Consider the following 23,252-nt stretch of genomic DNA (forward strand, 5'->3'; position numbering starts at 1 on the left):
GCTCAGCGGATGTTGTTGTCGTGCCCGTGCGCGCCCGAAGGCAGCGTCGGGATCGACTTCTGCATCTGCACGAGGAACTCGACGTTCGAGTGGGTCTCCTTGAGCTTGCCGAGGACGACCTCGAGCGCCTGCTGCTGGTCGAGACCCGCGAGGGCACGGCGCAGCTTCCAGGTGATCTTGACCTCGTCGGCCGAGAGCAGCATCTCCTCGCGACGGGTGCTCGACGCGTTGACGTCGACGGCGGGGAAGATCCGCTTGTCGGCGAGCTGACGCGACAGGCGCAGCTCGCTGTTGCCGGTGCCCTTGAACTCCTCGAAGATGACCTCGTCCATCTTGGAGCCGGTCTCGACGAGAGCCGTGGCGAGGATCGTCAGGGATCCGCCGTTCTCGATGTTGCGCGCGGCGCCGAAGAAGCGCTTGGGCGGGTACAGCGCCGAGGCGTCGACACCGCCCGAGAGCACGCGTCCCGAGGCCGGGGCCGCGAGGTTGTAGGCACGACCGAGACGCGTGATCGAGTCGAGCAGCACGACGACGTCGCGGCCCAGCTCGACGAGGCGCTTGGCGCGCTCGATGGCGAGCTCGGCGACCGTGGTGTGATCCTCGGCGGGGCGGTCGAAGGTGGAGGCGATGACCTCGCCCTTCACCGTGCGCTGCATGTCGGTGACCTCTTCGGGGCGCTCGTCGACGAGCACGACCATGAGGTGGACCTCGGGGTTGTTCTGCGCGATCGCGTTGGCGATCTGCTGCAGCACGATCGTCTTGCCCGCCTTGGGCGGCGCGACGATGAGCCCGCGCTGTCCCTTTCCGATCGGGGCGACGAGGTCGATGATCCGCTGGGTCAGCTTCTCGGGAGCGGTCTCGAGACGGAGACGCTCCTGCGGGTACAGCGGGGTGAGCTTGCCGAACTCGACGCGCGTCGCCGCGTCATCGACGGACAGGCCGTTGATCGAGTCGACCTTGACCAGGGCGTTGTACTTCTGACGTCCCTGCTGCTCGCCCTCACGGGGCTGCTTGATCGATCCGACGATCGCGTCGCCCTTGCGCAGGTTGTACTTCTTGACCTGGCCGAGCGAGACGTAGACGTCGCTGGGGCCGGCGAGGTAGCCGGTGGTGCGGACGAACGCGTAGTTGTCGAGCACGTCGAGGATGCCCGCGATCGGGATCAGGACGTCGTCCTCGCCGATCTCCGTATCGAATTCGTCGGTCGGGGCGCCGCCGCGACGCTTGTTGCGCTGACGGTTGCGGGCGTTTCCGCCGTCGTCGTCGGTCGGCGCGCTCTGCTGCTGCGTCTGCTGCGACTGCTGCGAGTCGCCCTGGCCGTTGCCGTTCTGGCCGCGACCGCGGTTGCGGCTGCGGTTGCGGTTGCGTCCACGACCGCCCTGCTCGTCGCCGCCGTCGGCGGAGTCGGAGCCGGAATCGTTCGAGGAGGGGGTCTCCGTCGCAGGAGCCTCGGCGGGCTTCTCGGCGGCGGGAGCCTCGGCATCGGCCGCCGGCTTCTTGGCGGTGCGGCGACCGCGACCGGTGGTCTTCTTCGGCTCGTCGGTCGCGTCGGAGGATCCGGCGTCGGCGGACGGTGCGGACTCGGCCGGTGCCGCATCCGCGGTGGGGGCCTCGGCGGCGGGAGCCTGCGCGGACGGCGCGGACGCCTCGGTCTCGGCATCGGCCTTCTTCGCCCGGCTGCGGCGCGGGGCCTTCGCCTTCGGTGCGGCCTCGGCCGGAGCCTCGGCGGCGGGTGCGGCAGCGGATGCAGCGGCGGGTACGGCATCGGCGGCGGGCGCCTCAGCAGCGGCCGCCGCGGCCTTCTCGGCCTTCGCTGCAGCGGTCGCGGTGCTCGCACGTCGCGGTGCGCGCTTGCGCGCAGGGGCCACTTCGGTCGCGGATGCGGTCGCGGCGTCGGACGCCGTCGCCGGAGCCTCGGCGGCAGGTGCCGCCTTGTCGTTCTGGGTCTCGGAGAAATTCTCCACGAGTACTCCCTCTTCAGTCTGGGGAACACGAGCGGTACGCGCACAACGGGTGCTGAGCGCGGTCGCACGGGCTGACGCTCGGCGTCAGCCGGCCTCGTCACTGGGTTCTCGAAGAGAACCGGGTTCTCGCTGAGAGCAGTGATACAGGGATTTGCGTGCGGGACTTGCAGAGTTGCAATGGGGCCAGATTCACGCAGTTGCGTGGAGCCCTCCGCTCGATTCCCCCACTGTACCACCACGCACGTCGACGGCGAGCAGCAGCGCATCCCACGGGGTGTCGGTGGTGGATTCGGCGAGTTCCACGGCATCCTGGCGGCGCCCGGGGCCGTCGGCGAGCACCAGCACGCTGGGTCCGGCGCCCGAGACGACGGCCGCGAAGCCTGCGCTGCGCAGCGCCTGCACGAGTCGCTGTGTCTCGGGCATCGCCTCGGCACGGTAGTCCTGGTGCAGCCGGTCGGCCGTGGCATCGAGCAGCAGTTCGGGGCTCTGGGTGAGAGCCGCGATCAGCAGGGCCGAGCGCGACAGGTTGAACACCGCATCCGCGGTCGAGACGTGGGGCGGCTGCAGCGAGCGCGCGGCCGACGTGGACATCGTGTACGAGGGCACCAGCACGAGAGGAGAGACTCCGCGATGCACGAGCAGCTTCTTGTGTCGGGCGCCGTGCTCCCCCATCCAGGCGATCGTGAGTCCGCCGAAGAGCGCCGGAGCGACGTTGTCGGGATGCCCTTCGATCTCCGTGGCGAGGCGGAGCATGTCGGCGTCGTCGATCTCGACGTCGCCCTCGAGCAGCCCCTTGGCCGCGAGGATGCCCGCGGCGACCGCGGCTCCCGACGAGCCGAGGCCGCGTCCGTGCGGCACGCCGTTCTCGGCCTGGATGCGCAGACCCGGAAAGGGGCGATCCACATCGGCGTACACGTGCGCGACGGTGCGGACGATCAGGTTCGACGCGTCGCGCGGAATCTCCTGGGCGCCGGATCCGGTGACCTCGATCTCCAGCTCCCCGGCCGCGAGCTCGGTGACGAGGAGCGTGTCGTAGACACTGAGCGCGAGCCCGAGCGTGTCGAAGCCGGGGCCGAGGTTGGCGCTGGTCGCCGGGACCGTGACCTCGACCGTGCGTCCTGCCGCCACGGTCACTCGCCTTCCACGCGCAGCACCGAGACCACGCGCTCGACGACGGAGCTCTCCGACAGCGCGGTCACGGTGGCACTGAGCGCCGCGTCCGTCGCCCGATGTGTGCCGATCACGAGGCGAGCGGTGGGTTCCGCCTCCCCCTCGACGGTCTGGACCACGGTGGCGACCGAGACGTCGCCGTCGCTGAGGATCCCGGCGACCGTGGCGAGCACGCCCGGAGCATCCGAGACCTCGAGCGTGATCTGGTAGCGCGTGGTGACGTGTCCGATCGCGACGACGGGCAGGTTCGCCCTGGTCGATTCGCCGACACCGACTCCGCCCGCGATGTGCCGCCGTGCCGCCGAGACGACGTCGCCGAGAACGGCGGATGCGGTCTGCACACCGCCGGCTCCCGCCCCGTAGAACATCAGCGAGCCGGCGGCCTCGGCCTCGACGAAGACGGCGTTGTTCGCACCGTGCACCGAGGCGAGCGGGTGCGACTGGGGCACCAATGCGGGGTACACGCGGACCGAGATCGACTCGGCGCCGTTCGCCTCGAGGCGCTCGCAGACCGCGAGCAGCTTGATGACGAATCCGGCGGCGCGGGCCTCGTCGATCATCGAGGCCGTGATCGAGGAGATCCCCTCGCGATGCACCGCATCCAGCGGGACCGCGGTGTGGAAGGCGAGGCTCGCGAGGATCGCGGCCTTCTGCGCGGCGTCGTAGCCCTCGACGTCGGCCGTCGGATCGGCCTCGGCGTATCCGAGGCGCTGGGCGTCGGCGAGCACATCGGCGAAGTCGGCGCCCTCCGTCTCCATCCGGTCGAGGATGTAGTTGGTGGTGCCGTTCACGATGCCCATGATGCGCACGACCCGGTCGCCCGCGAGCGAATCGCGCAGCGGGCGGATGATGGGGATCGCCCCTGCCGCGGCGGCCTCGTAGTACACCGAGGCGCCCACGCGATCGGCGGCTTCGAAGAGCTCGGGACCGTGGGTGGCGAGCAGCGCCTTGTTCGCGGTCACGACATCGGCTCCGGAGCCGATGGCCTGGAGGATGTTCGTGCGAGCCGGCTCGATCCCGCCGATCAGCTCGATGACGATGTCGGCCCCGAGGATCAGGGACTCCGCGTCGGTCGTGAACAGCTCCGCAGGCAGGTCGGCGTCGCGCGGGGCGTCGAGGTTGCGCACGGCGATGCCGGACAGCTCGAGAGCGGCGCCCGCACGATCGGCGAGCTCGTCACCGTGCCGCAGCAGCAGGTCGGCCACCTGGGAGCCGACCGCGCCGGCGCCCAGCAGCGCCACCCGAAGTCGTCGGTACTCAGTCGTCATTGCTTCTCCTTCGGAGGGTGGATCTGTCGTACGTCGTCGGATGCCGCGTCACGGGGAGCGCGGGTCACCGAGGATTCTCGGATGACTCGATACCGGCGTCCCGTGACAGGACGTCGTCGATGGTCTCGCCGCGGACGATGACGGTCGACCGCCCGTCGCGCACCGCGACGATCGGCGGACGGGGCACGTGGTTGTAGTTGCTCGCGAGCGGGGCGCAGTACGCGCCGGTCGCCGGCACCGCGAGCAGATCGCCCGGCGCGACATCGGCCGGCAGGAACTCGTGGTCGACGACGATGTCGCCGGATTCGCAGTGCTTGCCGACCACGCGGCTGAGCTGCGCTTCTCCGGTGCCCGCGCGCGACGCCAGGCGAGCCGAGAACTGCGCGCCGTAGAGGGCGGGGCGGGCGTTGTCGCTCATACCCCCGTCGACACTGACGTAGCGACGGGTCGCACCGGAGTCGAGGGCGACGTCCTTCGTGGTGCCCACCTCGTACAGGGTCACCCCCGCGGTGCCGACGATCGCGCGTCCCGGTTCGAACGACAGGGCAGGAACCGCGATGCCGCGCGCTGCGCAGCCCTCGGCCACGGCAGCGACGATCTCGCCCGCAAGCGTCTCGATCGGAGTGGGGTCGTCGAGGCGTGTGTACGCGATGCCGAAGCCGCCGCCGAGGTTGAGCTGCGGCACCGGGCCCCCCTCGAGCAGCGCGGCATGCAGCTCGAGCACCCGCGACGCCGACTCGCGGAAGCCGGCGACCCCGAAGATCTGCGATCCGATGTGGCAGTGCAGCCCGGCGAACTCGAGACCGGGGATCTCGCGGATGCGGGCCACGGCCTGCTCGGCCTCGGGCAGCGGGAATCCGAACTTCTGGTCCTCATGCGCCGTGGCGAGGAAGTCATGGGTCTCGGCGTGCACACCGCTGATGACCCGCACCAGCACCCGCTGCGTGGCGCCGGTCCGCGCGGTGATGGCCGCGAGCCGCTCCACCTCGATCGCGCTGTCGACGATGATCGTGCCGACGCCCACCTCGACGGCGCGCTCGAGCTCGGCGACGGACTTGTTGTTGCCGTGGAAGCCGAGGGATGCCGGGGCGACCCCCGCTGCGAGCGCGACCGCGAGCTCTCCCCCGGTGCAGACATCGACCCTGAGCCCCTCGTCGACCACCCAGCGGGCGATCACGGTGGTCAGCAGCGCCTTGCCCGCGTAGTACACCTGCGCGGTGGTGCCGTGGTCGGCGGCCGCGCGGTCGAACGCGACGCGGAAGCTGCGGGCACGGGCACGCACTTCGTCCTCGTCGATCACCAGCAGCGGCGTCCCGTGGGTCTGGGCCAGCGCGGTGGCGGAGACACCGGCCAGCTGCACGACCCCGTCAGCGTCGCGATGCGCAGATGCGGGCCAGACGGCGGCGGCGAGATCGTTCACGTCGTCGGGGACGACGAGCCATTCCGGGGCGAGCGAGTCGGCAGGGGAAAGCAAGGAACACCAATCGTGGGACGGGTCTCGGGCGAACACGCGCACTGCGAGGTCGCCCCCGATTCTAGGGCACCCGTCATGCCGCATCCGCCATGGTGACCCTCCGCGTCAACCCCCTCAGCGCGGTCCGCAGCGGCTCCTAGACTGTTCGCGATGAGCACCGAATCCGCAGCCCCAGAAGCCGATCGTCCCGGCCTGATCCCGCGTGTCAGCGCCGCGGCGATCCGATGGGCACTCCGACAGCGCGTGGTCAGGGCGTTCCTGCTCTACTCGGAGCGACGCGGACCGATGCTGGCCGACAGCGTGACCTATCGCGCTCTCTTCAGCGTGTTCTCCGCCGTGCTCCTCGGCTTCTCGATCGCGGCGCTCTGGCTGGCCGGCAACCCGGCTGCGTGGGACGCGATCATCGACGCGGTGCAGTCCGTGGTGCCAGGGCTCATCGGCGAGGGCGCGATCATCGACCCGTCCGACCTGCAGGCGCCGATCTCCCTGTCCGTCGCCGGCGCCGTCTCGGTGATCACTCTCACCGGTTCCGCCCTCGCCGCCGTCGGATCGTTGCGCTCGGCCGTGCGGATCCTCGCGGGCACCGCGCAGGGCGACGTCCTCTTCATCTGGGTGATGCTGCGCAACCTGCTCCTGGCCATCGGCATCGGCCTCTCGTTCGTCGCAGCCGCGGCGATCACCTTCATCGGCCGGATCGGCATCACCTGGATCGCGGGGCTGCTGGGCATCGCCGACGACTCCGCGATCGCGATCTGGAGCATCCGGATCGCATCGCTGCTCGTCGTGCTCGCCCTGGACACCGCGCTGATCGCGGGCGTGTTCCGCGTGCTCTCGGGCACCATTCCCTCGGCGCGCTCCCTGTGGAGCGGTGCGCTGCTCGGCGGCGTCGGGCTCCTGGTGCTGCAGGAGCTGTCAGGGTTGTTCATCGGCGGGGCGACGAGCAACCCGCTGCTCGCCTCGTTCGCCTCGCTGCTCGCGCTGCTGATCTGGCTCAACCTGTCGACCCAGGTGATCCTGATCTCCTCCGCCTTCATCGTCACCTCCGAGGAGGAGCGCCACGACCGCGTGCACGCCCGCTTCGGCGCGTCGACGTTCCCGCAGCGACGGGTGCAGCGCGCCGAAGCCGAGGTCACGCTCGCGACCGCCGAGCTGCGCGCCGCGCAGAAGGCCGAGCGTGAGATGCGTGAAGGCTCGGCGACCGAGACGCCGGCAGGCTGAGACCTCAGCCCCGCGGGCAGGTGCCCTTCTCGAGCAGGCTCGCATCGGTCGCGATGGCCCCGTCGACGGCCACGTCGATCACGGCCTCGCTGCCCACGACCTTCAGCCCGACGAGGGTGATGCCCGCGGGGAGCTGGTCGGCGATGCACACGCGCTGCGTCTCGGTGAGCCGGGTTCCCAGCGCCCCCAGCGACGAGCCGACCTGATCGGCGTCGACCTCGAGTCCGCCGATGGCGGCCCCCACCGGAGTGAGTTCGAGGTCGCCGTCGGCGACGCCCGGCAGCACGGTGAGCGACAGCGGGATCGAGAGTCCGAGCACCGTCACGGATCCGGAGACCGTCGCGTTGGGCTCCTCGAGCGTCACGGACTCCACGGGAAGATCGGTGTCGGCGAGGAGGCTGCCGAACTGCGACTCGTCGATGCGGATCGTGCCGGACGCGCCGCGGAGATCGCCCCCGCGCAGCGGCACTCCGGTGACGGTCGCGTCGACGGCTCCGGTGATGCCCTGCAGCGTGACGGAATCCGTCGACAGGTGCAGCGTGTCGAGCGAGCCGCCGATCAGCTGCGGCAGCAGGATGCCGTCGGCCTCCACCTCGAGCTGCTGGTCGGCGGGCAGGTCGAGCTGCTCGATCACCATTCCCCGGACGATCCCGGGCAGAACGGCGCGCACGATGAGCTCCGCCGCCACGACGAGCAGGGCCAGCACGACGAGGACGATGGCCAGCACCCATAGCCGGCGCTTGCGACGGCGGGGCGTCGGTGCGGCCTCGGCGGCATCCGCCTCGTCTGCACCGCCGGGGATCACGAGTGTCGGATGCTCGGAGTCTCGCGCCGGGTAGGGACGCGTGTGGTTGTCGTCGCTCATGCTGTCATCCCCCTGTCGGCGTCGCGGACGCCGGTCACATGCGCTCGGGCGCGGAGACGCCGAGCAGGTCCAGCCCGTTGCGGAAGACCTGACCCGCGGCGTCGTTGAGCCACAGACGCGTGCGGTGCACGGTCTCGATGGGATCGTCGCCCTGCGGGATCACGCGGCAATTGTCGTACCAACGGTGGTACAGGCCGGCGAGCTCCTCGAGGTAGCGGGCGACCCGGTGCGGCTCGCGCACCTCGGCGGCGAAGGCCACCATGCGCGGGAACTCCTGCAACGCTCCGAGCAGCGCGCTCTCGGTCTCGTGCGTGAGCGTCTCGGGGGCGAACTCCGAACGGTCGACGCCCGAGTCCGCGGCGTTGCGAGCCACGTTGTGTGTCCGCGCGTGGGCGTACTGCACATAGAAGACGGGGTTGTCGTTCGTCCGCTTCTGCAGCAGCTCGGGGTCGAGGGCGAGCGGCGAGTCCGCAGGAGAGCGCTCCAGCGAGTACCGCAGCGCATCGGTGCCGAGCCATTCGCGCAGGTCATCCATCTCGATGATGTTGCCGGCGCGCTTGCTGAGGCGCGCTCCACCGACCGAGACGAGCTGGCCGATCAGCACCTCGACGTTCTTCTCAGGGTCCTCCCCCGCCGCTCCCGCGATGGCCTTGAGACGATGCACGTACCCGTGGTGGTCGGCTCCCAGCAGGTACAGCTTGTATTCGAACCCGCGATCGCCCTTGTTCAGGTAGTACGCGGCGTCGGCGGCGAAGTAGGTGTACTCGCCGTTCGAGCGGCGGATCACACGATCCTTGTCGTCGCCGAAGTCGGTCGTGCGCACCCAGACCGCGCCCTCGTCGTCGAAGACGTGCCCCTGCTCGCGCAGGCGGTCGACGGCCTGGTCGACGAAGCTCGTGCCGTCGGCGCCCTTGGCGTGCAGCGTGCGCTCGGAGAACCACACGTCGAAGTCGACGTTGAACTTCGACAGCGACTGCTTCTGCTCGTCGAGCTGGAACCCGTAGGCGAGTTCGCGCGCGACGGCGACCTGCTCCTCCGCCTCGAGATCGAGCAGATCGGGGCGGGCCTCGATCACTCGGGCAGCGAGGTCGGCGATGTAGCTTCCGGCATATCCGCCCTCCGGCGTCGGCTCGCCCTTCACGGCGGCGAGCACGGAGTTCGCGAACCGCTCCATCTGCACACCGGCGTCGTTGATGTAGTACTCCCGCGCGACGGTGGCACCGGATGCCGCGAGCACGCGGGCGATCGCGTCGCCGAGAGCGGCCCAGCGCGTGTGGCCGATGTGCAGCGGGCCGGTCGGGTTCGCGCTCACGAACTCGATGTTGATCGACTTGCCGGCCTGGGTGTCGTTGCGTCCGTACGCGACACCGGCGTCGACGATGACCTTCGCCAGAGCGCCGGCGGCGGCGGCATCCAGGCGGATGTTGATGAAACCAGGACCCGCGACCTCGGCGCTCTCGATGCCGTCGACCTGCGCCAGACCGTCGGCGATCTGCTGAGCGAGTTCCCGCGGGTTGGTGCCGAACGGCTTCGCCAGACGCATCGCGATGTTCGAGGCCCAGTCGCCGTGCTCGCGGTTGCGCGGGCGGTCGAGCACGATGTCGGATGCGGCGAGCTCGAACGGCTCGCCGGGACGTCGTTCCTCGGCGATCGGTGCGAGGACGGCGAGGAGGGCTTCGGCGAGTGTGTCAGGGTTCATAGCCGTCCCAGTTTACGGCGCGGTGAGCCCCCGAATTTGCGGGAGCGGGAACGTGATCTACAGTCATGCCATGAAGGCCGCCTCCACCCGTCACCGTCTGCCCCTCGCGGGCCTCGTCATCGCGGTGATCCTGGCGGTGGCCGCCGTGGCCCTCGGGGTCTGGCGCCCCTGGGTCTGGGTGCCCTCGACACCTCCCGCGGGAGCTGCGGCCGGCGGTGAGTCGGTGACCGTCGCACCCGTCCCGCTGCTGCTGCCCGAGCACCCGACCGTGCTCGTCTTCGGCGACTCGTGGACCTACGGCTCCGCCGCGACCGAGCCCACCCTCGGCTACGCCTACGTGCTCGCCGAGCTGCTCGACGGCGAGACGATCGTCGACGGCGTCCGCGGCAGCGGGTACCTCAAGCCGGGGATCGACGGCCCCGCCTTCGGCGAGCGGATCGCCGCTCTCGATCCGACCCTCACGCCCGACCTCGTCATCCTGCAGGGATCCATCAACGACCGCGCTCAGGGCGCGGCGGGGTATCGCGAAGCCGTGACCGCCGCGTGGGACGCGATGGCGGCGAAGTACCCGGAGGCGACGATCGTCGTCCTCGGCCCCGCGCCGCACGAGCTGCCCGTCGGCACCGAGACGGCGCGGATCGACACCGACCTCGGCGATCTCGCCGCGGCCCGCGGCTGGTGGTACATCTCCCCCATCGCGCAGAACTGGATCACCGCGCAGAACTACCTGTCGGTCATCGACGTGGAGGTCGGGCGCAAGCATCCCTCCACCGACGGCCACCGCTACCTGGCCGAGAAGCTCGCCGCGGCTCTCGCCGAACTGGGCAACGCGCCGGTGACGGAGGCCGGTGGGTCGGAGACCACTCCCGAGCAGTGATATCGTCGTTCGGTACGCCTCCGTAGCTCAGTGGATAGAGCGCCGGTTTCCGGTACCGTAGGTCGCAGGTTCGACTCCTGTCGGGGGCACACACACGCTGGAGCCAGAGAACCCCCGCCCATCACGGGCGGGGGTTCTCCGCGTCTGGAGTCCACCGCTCACCACGACCGCACCTCGGTCAGTTCGAGGGCCCGCCCTCCGCAGCGCCGCCCGCCGGTCGGGATTCAGAGTCCGCCTCTCCGTCGCCCATGCTCCGTGCTCCGGAGCCGAGGGAGATCGTCGACAGCAGGCCGAGGGCGAGGAACCCGGCCGCGGTCCACGCCGCGAAACGCGTTCCGTCCGAGAAGGCGGCCTTGGCGTCGTCGGCGATGGCCGCGGTGTCGGGCTGCACCTCGAGTCCGCTGATCGCGGCACCGGCGCTGTCGACGACCGACGACACGACCTGATCGCGCTGATCGGCGGGCACTCCCCTGGCCTCCAGCGAGGAATCGAGGATCCCGGCCGTGCTGGTGAAGAGCACGGTGCCCAGAACCGCGACGCCGAGAGCGGCACCGAGCTGCCGCGATGTCGACTGCGTGCCTGATGCGGCACCGCTGTCCGCCACCGGGACATCGGCGAGAACGACGCCGGTCAGCTGGGCCGTCGCGAGCCCCACGCCGAGTCCGTAGACGAACAGGAACGGGATGAGCGGCACCCACGACGCATCCGGTGCGATCACGAAGCCGACACCCGCCACTCCGACGATCTCGGCCAGCAGCCCCGCACGGACGACCCAGACGGGCGGCACCTTGCCGCTCGCGGCACCGGCTGCACCGCTGGCGACGAATGATCCGCCGGCGAGAGCCAGCAGCAGCAGCCCCGTCTGCAGCGCGTCGAAGCCCAGCACGAACTGCAGCCAGAGCGGCAGCGCGAGGATGATCCCGAACTCCCCCAGCGAGACCACCGTGGCCGCGATGTTGCCGTTGCGGAACGACGGGATCGCGAACAGACGCAGTGCCAAGAGGGTCGAGGTGCCGCGACGCTCGCGGTGCACCCCCCACAGGATGAAGGCGACGAGGGCGATCAGAGCGAGCGCGAACGCGAACGGGATCGGCGACAGATCGAGCGGCCAGGTCCAGTCGCCGATCTGCGGACGCTGGTCGACGAGCCACCAGCCGTAGGTGCGCCCCTCGATGAGCCCGAACACGAGGCTTCCCATCGTGAGCACCGACAGGAGCGCTCCGATGACATCGATGCGGGAGGTGCGATCACTGCGAGACTCGGCGACGGTCAGAAGCACGCCGATGACGATGATGACGCCGAGGGGGATGTTGATGCCGAAGGCCCAGCGCCACGAGAACGCGGTCGTGAGCCATCCGCCGAGGAGCGGGCCGACGGCGGCCATTCCGCCGATCGTCGATCCCCACACGGCGAAGGCGATGCCCCGCTCACGGCCGCGGAAGGTGGCGTTGATGATCGACAGCGTCGTCGGCAGGATCATCGAGCCTCCCACTCCCTGCGCCAGGCGCGCGAGGATCAGCATCCCGCCGTCCGGTGCGAAGGAGGCGAGCACGGATGAGGCGGCGAAGACGACGACTCCGATGAGCATCATGCGTCGCCGGCCGAACCGATCGGCGAGACTCCCGAACACGAGCAGCAGCGCGGCGAACACCAGCGTGTAGGCCTCCTGCACCCACTGCACCTCGGTGGACGTGATGCCGAGATCGTCGACGATCGCAGGGATCGCGACGTTGACGATCGTCGAGTCGACGATGATCAGCGAGACCGCGATGCTGATGAAGACCAGGCCCGCCCAGCGCAGCCGTGAGTACCGTTCCATGATCGCTAGTTTAGCTAGTAGTCATACAGGGTGGAAGTCACATATGGGAACTAAATCCCGATCATTTAGTTGTGCACAACTTAATCGTGTGCAATACTCGTCGAATGGCCGTGACCGATGAGATGGTGTGCTTCTCGCTCTACTCCGCCGCCCGTGCGACGACGCAGGCGTACCGCACCCTGCTCGCTCCCTGGGGCCTGACGTACCCGCAGTACCTCGTGCTCGCAATCCTCTGGATGGAGGGCGAGCAGACGATCGGGTCGCTCGGCGACGCCATGCAGCTCGACTCCGGCACGCTCTCCCCCCTCGTGCGCCGCCTGGAGCAGGCAGGCTACGTCTCCAAGTCGCGCAGCGCCACCGACGAGCGCGTCGTCACCGTCGGCCTCACCGAGGCGGGCACCGCTCTGCGATCCGAGGTCGCGCCCGTGCACTCCGCCGTCGCCGCACTCGCCGGCATGCAGGACGACGATCAGCGCCACCGCCTCATCGCCGAGCTCCAGGAGCTCACGGCCCGACTGCAGAAGACCCCGTAGACCCTCACTCCCGCGCTTCACGCGCCGACAGACCCCAACCGGAAGGAAATCCACACGATGGACGCTCTCTACACCGCCGAAGCACTCGCCACCGGAGCAGGACGCGACGGACGTGTCGCCACGGGCGACGGACGCCTCGAGCTGAACCTCGCCATCCCCAAGGAGATGGGCGGCAGCGGCGACGGCGCGAACCCCGAGCAGCTCTTCGCCGCCGGCTACGCGGCATGCTTCCACTCCGCGCTGCAGAGCGTCGCCCGCGCGCAGAAGATCAAGATCACCGACTCGTCCGTCGGAGCGCGCGTGCAGATCGGCTCGAACGGCGAGGGCGGATTCGGCCTCGCCGTGCAGCTCGAGGTCGTCATCCCCGACCTCCCCCACGACCAGGCTCAGGCCCTCGCCGACGCCGCGCACCAGGTGTGCCCGTACTCCAACGCGACCCGCGGCAACATCGACGTGGCGATCACCGTCTCCGACGACTGATCACCCGCCGACCACCCCCACGACAGATCCCACAAGGAGAACATCATGCGCACACTCACGCACCGCACATTCGGCGAGCCCGAAGACGTCCTCGAGGTCACCGAGCGCCCGACGCCGGAGCCCGGCCCCGGCCAGGTCCGCCTTCGCGTCGTCCTCTCACCGATCCACAACCACGACCTGTGGACGATCCGCGGCACCTACGGATTCAAGCCCGAGCTCCCCGCCGCATCCGGCACCGAGGCGCTCGGCGTCGTCGATGCACTCGGCGAGGGTGTGGAGAACCTGACCGTCGGACAGCGCGTCGCCACCGGCGGCACGTTCGGCGCCTGGTCGGAGTTCATCGTCGCCGACGCGGCGGGCCTCATTCCGGTTCCTGAGTCCCTCGAGGACGAGAGCGCCGCACAGCTGGTCTCGATGCCGTTCAGCACGATCAGCCTGCTGCAGTTCCTCGGCGCCGAGAAGGGCGACTGGATCGTTCAGAACGCGGCGAACGGCGCCGTCGGACGCATGCTCGCCCAGCTCGGGGCCGCACGCGGCATCAACGTCATCGGCCTGGTGCGACGCACCGCCGGCGTCGACGAGCTTCGCGAGCAGGGCATCGAGAACGTCGTCGCCACCGATCAGGACGACTGGCGCGAGCAGGTCGCGCGCCTCACCGACGGCGCGCACGTCGCGTTCGGCGTCGACTCCGTCGGCGGATCCTCCGCAGGCGATGTGCTCTCCCTGCTCGGAGAGGGCGGCACCCTGGTGGCGTTCGGTGCGATGAACTCGCCCGTCATGGAGATCCGCTCCGGCGATGTGATCTTCAAGCAGGCCACGGTCAAGGGCTTCTGGGGCAGCAAGGTCATCCAGACCATGGACGCCGCCACCCGCGGCGCCCTCTTCGGCGAGCTGATCCAGCGCGTCACCGAAGGCACGCTCACGCTCCCTGTGGCCGGCGTCTTCGACGCTGCGGATGCCGCAGACGCCGTGCGCGCCAGCAACACGGCCGGACGCGTCGGCAAGGTGCTCTTCAAGTTCTGACTTCGCGTGTCGGGGTGGGCCACCGGCCCGCCCCGACAGGTCTGCTCAGCTCCAGACCGCTCAGATCCTGCCGCGAACCGGCGTGCGCTCTGTCGACCCATCGACCTCGGGCATCGTCATCTCGGCGCGCACGCCGAGAAGTCTCACCTCCCGCTGCGGATCCATCGTGGCTGCGAGGGCGAGGGCTGCCGCGATCACGTCGTCTCGCCGTGTCGTCGGCGCGTCGAGCTTGTGCCCGAACGTCCTGGTCTCGAACGGGGCGTAGCGCACCTTGATGTGCACGCGCACCACCGGTCGACCTTCGGCAGCACAGTCGTCGAAAGCATGTCCGGCCAGCTCCGTCAGCGCGTCGCGGACCTGCTCGGAGGTGGTCAGGTTCTGCTGATACGTCGTCTCGCGGCTGTGGCTCCGAGCCGCCCAGGGCGTCGGGTCGACCACGCGCGGCCCGAGTCCCGAGCCGAGTCCGTGGTACCAGACTCCCATCCGCGGCCCGAACTCCGAGACGAGCAGCTCCTCGTCGGCATCCGCGAGTTCTCGTACCGTCCGGATGCCGTGGGCGCCCAGACGCTTCTGCACCTTCGGACCGACGCCCCAGAGATCACGCGTGGGCTTGTCCCCCATCACCGCGAACCAGTTCTCGCCGGTGAGGCGGAAGACACCGCGGGGCTTGCCGAACTCGGTGGCGATCTTGGCGCGCACCCTGTTGTCCCCGATGCCGACCGAACAGTGCAACCCCGTCGCGTCGAGCACCGCCGCCTGCGCCCCGCGGGCGGTCTTCTCCGGGTCGTCGGTGGTCACCCCGAGAAAGCACTCGTCCCAGCCGATGACCTCGAGCACCACGCCGGGCAGCGTGCGCAGCGCCGCCATCACCTCGGCGGATGACGCTTCGTAGGCGTCGTGGTCGACCGGGAGGAACACCGCATCCTCCGGCGCCTTGCGGGCCGCGATCTTGAGCGGCATACCCGAGCCGATCCCGAACGCCCTGGCCTCGTACGACGCCGTCGACACGACGGCTCGTTCTGTCGGGTCCCCCCGTCCGCCGACGATCAGCGGCAGCCCCGCGAGCTCGGGCCGGCGCAGCACCTCGACCGCGGCGATGAACTGATCCATGTCGACGTGCAGCACCCAATCGGCCATGCACCGAGTGTGGCCCGACGCGATCGGGTTGTCACCCCTCGCGAGCGCTCAGCAGCGGATCAGCCGATCGCCACGGCGATCGCGGTCACGATCACCGCGAGCAGCGGGAGGGTCCCCTGCATGATCGCCGCGCGCGCTTTCGTGCGGTCCGAGAGGATGAGCACGAGGGCCGCGGCCAGCATCATCCCGGTGCCGGCGAACACGAGCGTCAGACCGACCGTGGTGAGGCCGATGATCACGAAGCCGACCCCGAGCAGAGCGGCGAGTGCCAGGAACAGGTTGTAGAACCCCTGGTTGAACGCAAGTGCCTTCGTCGTCTGCGCGTCCGCCTCGCTGGCGACGCCGAAGATCTTCCGCGTCTCGGGCTCCGTCCACCGCAGCGACTCGAGCGCGAAGATGAAGACGTGGAACGCGGCAGCGGCCGCGGCGAAGACGAGTCCGACGATGAGCATGAGTAGATCGTATCCGCCCGCGCCCTCCTAGAGCAGGAAGATCGGCAGCAGCCCGGGGTTGTGGGCATGCACCAGCACGGCGAAGACGACCGCGTCGAAGAGCAGATGCACCGTCACCACGTAGGCGAGCGAGTGCGTGCGCACGAAGATGAAGCCCTGCAGCAGGGCGAACGGGATCGTCAGCAGCGGCCCCCACTCGCGGTACCCGAGCTCCCACAGGAACGACACGAAGACGATCATCTGCAGCACGTTCGCGAGAGCATCGGGGAAATGCCGCCGCAGCAGTGCGAACACCGTGCAGATGAAGAAGAGCTCATCCCAGATCCCCACGGCACCGACACCGACGAACAGGCGCGCGATGAGGTCGGGCGTGTCGACGACCGGCCAGTTCTGGTACACGCCGCTGCTGATGAAGTAGAACGGCAGGATCAGCCACCCCAGCACCAGCACGGCGACCAGCCACCCCCACTGCAGCCGACCCCACCGGCGACGCGCGCGCCAGGGGAAGCTGATCGCCCTGTCGCGGTAGACGAAGCGCGACACCGCGTAGGGAACCGCCACCGCACCTCCGAGTGCGAGCGTGAAGCGCAGCATGGCGAGGTTGTCGAGCTCGGCGGCGAGCGGGATCACGCTCACGATCAGCATGCCCAGCGCGATCAGTGAGAGGTCCCGGGTGAGGGAGGGAGTGCGGGCGACGCCGATCGTGCGGGCGGTCTCCCGCCGCGCGCCGACGCTCACGGTCCGGTCCGGGGTCCCGGGCCTGCGGCGCTCGACGAGCCAGGCGCCGAAGACGCCGAGCGCGAGCAGCGTCCAGCCGAGCCAGACGATCTGTGCGACGAAGAAGGCGGGAGCCGCCGCGCAGACGACCAGCGCGGGGACCGCGCCGGTCCAGTCCGTCTGCGCGCGCTGCACAGAGGTCACGTGCGGGACCGGCGGCGGTACACGAGATCGCGGATGTCCCGACCCTTGGCGATGCCCTTGCGCTCGAACGCGGTCATCACCCGACCGTCGAAGCGGTCGGCCCACTCGCCGTCGAAAGCCCGCTCGAACAGCGGGTCCGCGTCGAGCACCTCGCGCATCTGCAGCGCGTAGTCCTCCCAGTCCGTGGCGAGGCGCAACAGGCCGCCGTCCCGGAGCGCGCGTGCGGCGGTGTCGCCGAATCCCTGACGCACGAGGCGGCGCTTGGTGTGCTTCTTCTTGTGCCACGGATCGGGGAAGAAGATCCACACCTCGGCCGCCGCGGACTCGGGCAGGTACGACGAGAGCACCTCCGGCGCATTGGCCTCGACGACCCGGATGTTGCGGGCGCCCTCCCGGTCCGCGTCGAGCATCGTGCGGGCGAGGCCGGCACGGAAGACCTCGACCGCGAGGAAGTCGTCGTCCGGCCGCGACGACGCGGCCGCGACGATCGCGTGTCCCTGACCCGAACCGATCTCCACGTACAGGTCGGCGTCACGCCCGTATTCGTCTGCGAGATCGAGCCGTGCCTCGGGGTGCACCGATGTCCACGCGACGTCGCGCGGCACGTCGAGGAGGTAGTGCGGCCCGAGCTCCTCGAATGCGCGTTCCTGGGCGTCGGACATGCGGCCGCTGCGGCGTACGAAGGACACCGGTTCGTCACGGAACGTACGGGGTTCGACCATGTTCCCAGGGTAGTCGGCGGCATCCGACCTTGCCGACCGGCGCTCAGTGCGCGGGAGCGGTCACGAAGTCGATGAGCTCCTCGACCCGACCGAGCAGCGCGGGCTCGAGGTCGCGGTAGGTGTGCACTTTCGACAGGATGTGCTGCCAGGCCCGCCCGGTGTCGCCCTGCGTCTCGTGCGGCCAGCCGAACGCCCGGCAGATCCCGGTCTTCCAATCGGTGCCGCGCGGGATCTCCGGCCACTTGGCGATCCCCAGCGCCCGCGGGGTCACGCACTGCCACACGTCGACGAAGGGGTGGCCGACGATGCGGACGTGCCTGCCGTGCGGGCCTCGGGCGACGGCATCCGCGATGCGCGACTCCTTCGATCCGGGCACGAGGTGATCGACGAGCACGCCGTACCGACGGGACGCGCTGGGCGGTTCGGCGGCGAGCAGCTCGTCGAGCAGGTCGACACCCTGCAGGAACTCCACGACGACGCCCTCGACCCGCAGATCCGCGCCCCACACCTTCTCGACGAGCTCGGCATCGTGCTTGCCCTCGACGAGGATCCGACTGGGGAGCGCGATCCTGGCGCGCTGGTCGGAGACCACGAACGAGCCGGATGCCGTTCGGCGCGCGCCCTGCTCTTTCGGCGCGGGCGGCCCCAGGCGCACCGGCGAGCCGTCGATCAGGAACCCGCCGCCGAGAGGGAACAGCCGTCTGCGACCGAGTCGGTCCTCGAGCTCGACGTTGCCGCCCTGCACCCGCGTGACCGCGCCGCAGTAGCCGTCGTCGGCCACCTCCACGACGAGATCGAGCTCGGCGGGCACCTGCGGCACCGGCTTCGCCGCGCGCTCCCGCCATCCCGACGCGAGCACATCCGATCCGTACCTGTCGTCCATGCCCTCCAGCGTATGTGTCTCCGCTGAGGGCGAACGGTCATCCCCCGTCGGAAGGTGTCGCGTGTCGACCTCTGTGCATAGACTCTTTCGCATGGGGCTCGGCTGCCGGTCGGAGGGAACACGATGAAGACACGGTGGCTGACGCTGGCCGCACTGACCGTGGCTGCGGCGGCCGGAGCGCTCTCCGCATCCGCCGCATCGGCGACCGATCCGCTCACCTTGGACTCCGGCTACGTCACGGACGAGGCGGGGGTGCTCACCCCGAGCGAGGAGGCGTCGGTCGAGGCCCGGCTGCAGACTCTCAGCGAGAACTCCTCGGCAGATCTCTTCGTCGTCTTCGTCGACGACTTCACCTCCCCCTCGGACGACGCCCAGTGGGCGGATGCGGTGGCACAGAGCAACAACCTCGGCTCGGAGCAGTATCTGCTCGCGATCGCCGTCGAGGGCCGGAGCTACTACATCTCAGCCGCGCCGGACGGCCCGCTCAGTGACAGCACGCTCGACGGTGTGGAGGACAAGATCCTCCCGCTCGCCTCCCAGAACGACTGGGAGGGAGCGATCACCCTGGCCGCCGACGAGATCCAGGGCGACGGGGGCGCCGGCGCGCTGCGCACGACGCTGATCGTGGTCGGCGTCATCGCACTGGCCCTAGTCATCTGGCTGGTCGTCGCGCTCGTGCGGCGCTCACGTCGCGCGGCCGCCGTGCGCCGGCGGGGCGCCATGCCCGAGCGGCCAGACCCGAACGATCCGTTCTCCACCCTCACCGACGAGCAGGTGCAGACCCAGGCCGGAGCGGCGCTGGTGCAGGCCGACGACGCGATCACCTCGAGCCGTGAGGAGCTCGGCTTCGCGGTGGCGCAGTTCGGCGAGGCCGCGACCGCGACGTTCAGCGGAGCGATCGAGACCGCCAGAGCCAAGATGTCCGAGGCGTTCGACCTGAAGCAGAAGCTCGACGACGAGATCGAGGACACCGTCCAGGACCGACGCGCGTGGCACATCCGCATCATCAGGATCTGCGACGAGATCGACGACATGCTCGATGCGAACACCGAGGCCTTCGATGCGCTGCGCAAGCTCGAGCAGAACGCGCCGCAGGAACTCGAACGCGTCCGTGCCCAGAGAGCGTCCGTGCAGTCGCTCCTCGCGAGCGCCGCACCCGCGCTCGCGACGCTGACGGCGACCTACGACGCGGCCTCGATCGCGACCGTCGCCGACAACCCCGCGCAGGCGCAGGAGCGCATCGAGCTCGCAGATCGTTCGATCGCCGCCGCCGCCGAAGCCATCTCCGCGGGCCAGACGGGTACCGCGGCGTTCGCGATCCGCACCGCCGAGCAGTCGACCGCGCAGGCCGGGCAGCTGGCACAGGCGGTCACCACGCTCGGCACCGAGCTGGGCGAGATCGAGGCGACGGCGCAGGCTCTGGTCACCGAGCTGCAGGGCGACATCGCCACCGCGCAGCAGCTTCCCGACCCGTCCGGCGCGATCGCCGCTGCGGCGTCCGCGACGCAGGCCGAGCTGCAGCGTGCGCAGGACCACCTCACCGGCTCGGCGCGGAGCCCTCAGGCGGTGCTCGCCGCGTTGACGGCCGCGAACACGCAGATCGATGCCGCGATCGCCCAGGGGCGCGAGAGCGTCGCCCGCGCACAGCGGGCGGTGCAGATGCTCGAGCAGACGCTCGCGCAGGCCGGCTCCGAGATCCGCTCGACGCGCGAGTTCATCGAGACCCGCCGTGGCACCGTCGGATCGACCGCGCGCACGCGACTGTCGCAGGCCGAGCTCGGGCTGACGCGAGCCCTCGATCTGCGCGCCACGAACACCGAGGCCGCCCTCACCGAGGCGACACACGCTCTCGATCTCGCTCGTCAGGCCGCGGCCTCCGCGCAGTCCGATCTGCAGGCCTACTCCTCGGAGCGCTACGACAGCGGGTGGAGCGGGGGCGGCGGCCTCTTCGGAGGCGGCGGCAACTCGGGCGGCAGCGGACTCGGCGGCGACATCCTCGGCGGCATCATCGGCGGCCTGATCTCGGGCGGCGGGAGCAGCGGCGGTTCCTCGCGCCGCAGCAGCTGGCGCTCCGGCGGCGGAGGCGGCGGCTTCCGCAGCTCCGGATTCGGGGGCGGCGGAAGCCGATCCTCCGGCCGCAGCGGCCGCTCGGGAGGACGACGCTTCTGATCATCCCCACAACCACTTCGGACATCGAGCACGACCCTCTGAAAGGAAACACGCATGACCAAGCAGTCCATCTTCGGACGTATCTCCACCCTCGTCCGCGCGAACATCAACTCGCTCCTGGACTCTGCGGAAGACCCGCAGAAGATGATCGACCAGCTCGTCCGCGACTACACCAACAGCATCGCTGACGCCGAGTCGGCGATCGCCGAGACGATCGGCAACCTGCGCCTCCTCGAGCGCGACCACGAGGAAGACGTGCAGGCAGCGACCGAGTGGGGCAACAAGGCTCTGGCCGCGAGCCGCAAGGCCGACGAGATGCGCACCAAGGGCGACGCGGCGGATGCCGACAAGTTCGACAACCTCGCCAAGATCGCGCTCCAGCGTCAGATCAGCGCCGAGCGCGAGGCCACCAGCGCCGAGCCGACCATCGCCACGCAGACCGAGATCGTCGACAAGCTCAAGTCCGGCCTCAACGGCATGAAGGACAAGCTCGGCGAGCTGAAGAACAAGCGCAGCGAGCTGCTCGCCCGCGCCAAGGTCGCCGAGGCGCAGACCAAGGTGCAGGATGCGGTCGGCTCGATCAGCGTGCTCGACCCGACCAGCGAGCTCGGCCGCTTCGAAGACAAGGTCCGCCGCCAGGAGGCGCTCGCGCAGGGCAAGATCGAGCTCGCCGCGTCGAGCCTCGACGCTCAGTTCGAGAGCCTCGACGACATCGGCGAGCTCACCGAGGTCGAGGCCCGTCTCGCCGAGCTGAAGGCCGGCGGAAGCGCACCTCGTCAGGCGATCGAAGGCTCCTGACACCCCTCGGATGCCCTGGACCTCCGTGTCCGGGGCATCCGCTCTTTCCACGGAGGCATTCATGGTGCGATTCCTCGTCGTCCCGCAGTGGCAGGGTTCCCCTGCCCCGCGCGCGATGCTGCTCGTCGACGGCGCGTCGGCGATAGCAGGCGATCTTCCCCGCGCGACGACCACGGTGCTCGATGTCCCCGTCGAGGCCGGCGAGTCACTCGGCACCGGCGTGCGCCGACTCAGCGCCCTGCTGCGGGCGCGCGAGCTGGTCAGCGACGCGATGACCGCAGAGACGGTGGTGATCGGCGGCGATTGCAGCGTGACCGTCGCTGCTCTCGCCGCCCTCCCCGGCGGCACCGACGACCTCGCCGTCGTCTGGTGCGACGCGCACGCCGACCTGCACACCCCGGAGTCCTCGCCCTCGGGGGCCTTCTCCGGCATGGCGCTGCGGGCCGTGCTCGGCGAGGGCGAGGCCCAGCTCGTCCTCGACCCCGCGGTCCGGCGCGACCGCGTCGTCACGGTGGGCATGCGCAACCTCGACGACGCGGAGATCGCGCCCCTCGACGGCCTGCGTCAGCTCTCCGTCGCGGACCTCGACGACGTCGACGCCCTCGCGGATGCCGTCGCCGCCACCGGTGCGCAGCGGGTGTGGGTGCACATCGACGTCGACGTGCTCGACCCGGCCGAGATCGCCGGAGTGTCCTCCCCCGCGCCGTTCGGTCTGGCACCGGCCGCGCTGAGCGCGGCCATCCGCGCGCTGAGGACCCGCGTGCCGCTCGCCGGCGCGACGATCGCGGGATTCGCTCCACGCTCTCCCGCCGACGCCGTCGAGGATCTCGGTGCCCTGTTGCGCCTGGTGGGTGCTGTCGCATGACCGAGGACTGGCGCCCCGCCGCAGAGCACGCTCTCGCTCGAGGACGACGCCTCGATCGACGGATCCCCTCGTTCCTCCTGCGCTCCCCCCTCAGCCGGATCGGCTACTGGTGGGGCACCGCCGTCGGCTGGGTCTGGGGATCACTCTGGAGCACCGGCCCCGTGGAGCGCCGTGCAGGACTCTGGGTGTTCCGAGGCATGCCGCAATGGACCTTCAACCGCGGAGGCGTCTGCGTCGGCGGCTGCTTCCTCACCGGAGACACGCGTCCGAGCGACGCGGTACTGCGCCACGAGGCCGTGCACAAGGCGCAGTGGCTGCGCTACGGCATGCTGCTGCCGGTGCTCTACCTGTTCGCGGGGCGGGATCCGCTGCGCAATCGGTTCGAGATCGAGGCGGGGCTCGAAGACGGCAACTACGTGCGTCGCAGCGCTGCTCAGCGGTCGACGGGAAGAAGCCCGAACCGCTCCGGCGCGTAGATCTGACCGGGCTGGATCTCGAGCGCTCCGGTCAGGTGCTCGACGATGTCCGCTGAGCCCAGGTAGCCGCCCAGCAGCGTGACGCGCGTCTCGAACTCGTCGTCGCAGAGCATCTCGTCGGCCCACGCGCAGGTCGCGCGCGCGAGCGCCTGCCCCGGCGCGCAGGCCCGACCTGTGCCGGGCGTGCCGGAGCGCTGAGCCCGAGCGAGCCACGTGACCGTCATGCGTCCCGGTGCATCGATCACTCCGATGTCGGAGGCGTCGGCCACCTCGATGAAGATCCGTCCGGACGCGCACAGCGGCAGCGTCGCCAGGAACACCTCGAGCTCGCCGAGCGAATGCTCGTCGGCCGTCACGAGGTGATGCGCACGGCGCCGCGCTTCACGGCGTGCGGCGCGCGTGCTGCGGGTCTCGAGGAAGGTCTCCATGATGCATCAAT

General features: G+C 70.1%; 22 protein-coding genes and 1 tRNA gene. 10 read left to right on the top strand and 13 right to left on the bottom strand.

Annotation, left to right across the window (positions count from 1 at the left end; genetic code table 11):
• Positions 1–2: 2 nt before the first annotated feature.
• The 4 genes from rho to lysA all read right to left on the bottom strand — a co-directional run bounded on the left by rho (position 3) and on the right by lysA (position 5,876).
• Entirely contained in the window at positions 3–1,964 is a 1,962-nt protein-coding gene (rho, locus tag FQ142_RS10765; RefSeq protein ID WP_149423256.1) for a transcription termination factor Rho, read from the bottom strand.
• A 189-nt stretch (positions 1,965–2,153) separates the two neighbouring features.
• Positions 2,154–3,098 (bottom strand): homoserine kinase, encoded by a 945-nt coding sequence (gene thrB, locus FQ142_RS10770; protein WP_149423257.1) that lies wholly within the window; start codon positions 3,096–3,098, stop codon positions 2,154–2,156.
• On the bottom strand, positions 3,095–4,402 hold the full coding sequence (locus FQ142_RS10775; RefSeq protein ID WP_149423258.1) for a homoserine dehydrogenase: 1,308 nt from the start codon (positions 4,400–4,402) through the stop codon (positions 3,095–3,097). Before FQ142_RS10775 ends, thrB begins: the two co-directional genes overlap by 4 nt.
• A 64-nt stretch (positions 4,403–4,466) precedes the next feature.
• Positions 4,467–5,876: a diaminopimelate decarboxylase gene (gene lysA, locus FQ142_RS10780; RefSeq protein WP_262492126.1), complete on the bottom strand. Its 1,410-nt coding sequence runs from the start codon at positions 5,874–5,876 to the stop codon at positions 4,467–4,469.
• A 150-nt stretch (positions 5,877–6,026) separates the two neighbouring features.
• Here lysA and FQ142_RS10785 point away from each other — a divergent pair, with 150 nt between their 5' ends.
• Positions 6,027–7,094 (top strand): YihY/virulence factor BrkB family protein, encoded by a 1,068-nt coding sequence (locus FQ142_RS10785; protein ID WP_149423260.1) that lies wholly within the window; start codon positions 6,027–6,029, stop codon positions 7,092–7,094.
• A 4-nt stretch (positions 7,095–7,098) separates the two neighbouring features.
• On the opposite strand, the gene FQ142_RS10790 is transcribed toward FQ142_RS10785, so the two are convergent.
• Both FQ142_RS10790 and argS read right to left on the bottom strand, forming a co-directional pair.
• Positions 7,099–7,959, bottom strand: coding sequence for a DUF2993 domain-containing protein (locus tag FQ142_RS10790; protein ID WP_149423261.1), 861 nt, complete (start codon positions 7,957–7,959; stop codon positions 7,099–7,101).
• Between the two features lie 34 nt (positions 7,960–7,993).
• Positions 7,994–9,658 (bottom strand): arginine--tRNA ligase, encoded by a 1,665-nt coding sequence (gene argS / locus FQ142_RS10795; protein WP_149423262.1) that lies wholly within the window; start codon positions 9,656–9,658, stop codon positions 7,994–7,996.
• A gap of 70 nt (positions 9,659–9,728) precedes the next feature.
• Here argS and FQ142_RS10800 point away from each other — a divergent pair, with 70 nt between their 5' ends.
• Both FQ142_RS10800 and FQ142_RS10805 read left to right on the top strand, forming a co-directional pair.
• A complete protein-coding gene (locus FQ142_RS10800; RefSeq protein WP_262492127.1) occupies positions 9,729–10,535 on the top strand; it encodes an SGNH/GDSL hydrolase family protein in 807 nt (268 codons plus the stop codon).
• Positions 10,536–10,551: 16 nt separating this feature from the next.
• Positions 10,552–10,624, top strand: a tRNA-Arg gene (locus FQ142_RS10805).
• A gap of 89 nt (positions 10,625–10,713) precedes the next feature.
• Here the strand turns inward: FQ142_RS10805 and FQ142_RS10810 are convergent.
• Positions 10,714–12,354 carry a DHA2 family efflux MFS transporter permease subunit gene (locus FQ142_RS10810; protein ID WP_149423263.1) on the bottom strand — a complete coding sequence of 547 codons (1,641 nt, stop codon included), beginning with the start codon at positions 12,352–12,354 and terminating at the stop codon, positions 10,714–10,716.
• A 104-nt stretch (positions 12,355–12,458) separates the two neighbouring features.
• On the opposite strand from FQ142_RS10810, the gene FQ142_RS10815 reads away from it, so the two are divergent.
• The 3 genes from FQ142_RS10815 to FQ142_RS10825 are packed head-to-tail and all read left to right on the top strand — an operon-like array spanning position 12,459 to position 14,390.
• Positions 12,459–12,887 carry a MarR family winged helix-turn-helix transcriptional regulator gene (locus tag FQ142_RS10815; RefSeq protein ID WP_056416612.1) on the top strand — a complete coding sequence of 143 codons (429 nt, stop codon included), beginning with the start codon at positions 12,459–12,461 and terminating at the stop codon, positions 12,885–12,887.
• Between the two features lie 57 nt (positions 12,888–12,944).
• Positions 12,945–13,367 (top strand): organic hydroperoxide resistance protein, encoded by a 423-nt coding sequence (locus FQ142_RS10820; RefSeq protein WP_149423264.1) that lies wholly within the window; start codon positions 12,945–12,947, stop codon positions 13,365–13,367.
• Positions 13,368–13,412: 45 nt separating this feature from the next.
• On the top strand, positions 13,413–14,390 hold the full coding sequence (locus FQ142_RS10825) for a zinc-binding dehydrogenase (RefSeq protein ID WP_149423265.1): 978 nt from the start codon (positions 13,413–13,415) through the stop codon (positions 14,388–14,390).
• A 60-nt stretch (positions 14,391–14,450) separates the two neighbouring features.
• On the opposite strand, the gene FQ142_RS10830 is transcribed toward FQ142_RS10825, so the two are convergent.
• The 5 genes from FQ142_RS10830 to FQ142_RS10850 are packed head-to-tail and all read right to left on the bottom strand — an operon-like array spanning position 14,451 to position 18,505.
• The gene (locus FQ142_RS10830; protein ID WP_149423266.1) at positions 14,451–15,527 is read right to left on the bottom strand and encodes a DNA polymerase IV; all 1,077 of its coding nucleotides are present in this window, start codon (positions 15,525–15,527) and stop codon (positions 14,451–14,453) included.
• A 59-nt stretch (positions 15,528–15,586) separates the two neighbouring features.
• The gene (locus FQ142_RS10835; RefSeq protein WP_149423267.1) at positions 15,587–15,979 is read right to left on the bottom strand and encodes a DUF1304 domain-containing protein; all 393 of its coding nucleotides are present in this window, start codon (positions 15,977–15,979) and stop codon (positions 15,587–15,589) included.
• 27 nt (positions 15,980–16,006) lie between these two features.
• Positions 16,007–16,900, bottom strand: coding sequence for a CPBP family intramembrane glutamic endopeptidase (locus tag FQ142_RS10840; protein WP_149423268.1), 894 nt, complete (start codon positions 16,898–16,900; stop codon positions 16,007–16,009).
• Positions 16,897–17,622: a tRNA (guanosine(46)-N7)-methyltransferase TrmB gene (trmB, locus tag FQ142_RS10845; RefSeq protein ID WP_056416594.1), complete on the bottom strand. Its 726-nt coding sequence runs from the start codon at positions 17,620–17,622 to the stop codon at positions 16,897–16,899. Before trmB ends, FQ142_RS10840 begins: the two co-directional genes overlap by 4 nt.
• 43 nt (positions 17,623–17,665) lie before the next feature.
• A complete protein-coding gene (locus FQ142_RS10850; RefSeq protein ID WP_056416591.1) occupies positions 17,666–18,505 on the bottom strand; it encodes a DUF3097 domain-containing protein in 840 nt (279 codons plus the stop codon).
• Between the two features lie 123 nt (positions 18,506–18,628).
• Between FQ142_RS10850 and FQ142_RS10855 the strand changes: the two genes are divergently transcribed.
• From FQ142_RS10855 to FQ142_RS10870, 4 genes are all read left to right on the top strand, one after another.
• Entirely contained in the window at positions 18,629–20,674 is a 2,046-nt protein-coding gene (locus FQ142_RS10855; RefSeq protein ID WP_149423269.1) for a TPM domain-containing protein, read from the top strand.
• Between the two features lie 54 nt (positions 20,675–20,728).
• A complete protein-coding gene (locus FQ142_RS10860) occupies positions 20,729–21,472 on the top strand; it encodes a PspA/IM30 family protein (RefSeq protein ID WP_045255408.1) in 744 nt (247 codons plus the stop codon).
• Positions 21,473–21,533: 61 nt separating this feature from the next.
• A complete protein-coding gene (locus FQ142_RS10865; protein ID WP_149423523.1) occupies positions 21,534–22,337 on the top strand; it encodes an arginase family protein in 804 nt (267 codons plus the stop codon).
• The gene (locus tag FQ142_RS10870; protein WP_056416583.1) at positions 22,334–22,813 is read left to right on the top strand and encodes a hypothetical protein; all 480 of its coding nucleotides are present in this window, start codon (positions 22,334–22,336) and stop codon (positions 22,811–22,813) included. The genes FQ142_RS10865 and FQ142_RS10870 overlap by 4 nt, the downstream gene beginning before the upstream one ends.
• Here FQ142_RS10870 and FQ142_RS10875 read toward each other — a convergent pair.
• On the bottom strand, positions 22,771–23,241 hold the full coding sequence (locus tag FQ142_RS10875; RefSeq protein WP_056416579.1) for an SIP domain-containing protein: 471 nt from the start codon (positions 23,239–23,241) through the stop codon (positions 22,771–22,773). The two genes, FQ142_RS10870 and FQ142_RS10875, sit on opposite strands and share 43 nt — an antisense overlap.
• Positions 23,242–23,252 lie beyond the last annotated feature (11 nt).

It is taken from the genome of Microbacterium sp. ANT_H45B, from assembly GCF_008369345.1.
Lineage (GTDB): Bacteria > Actinomycetota > Actinomycetes > Actinomycetales > Microbacteriaceae > Microbacterium.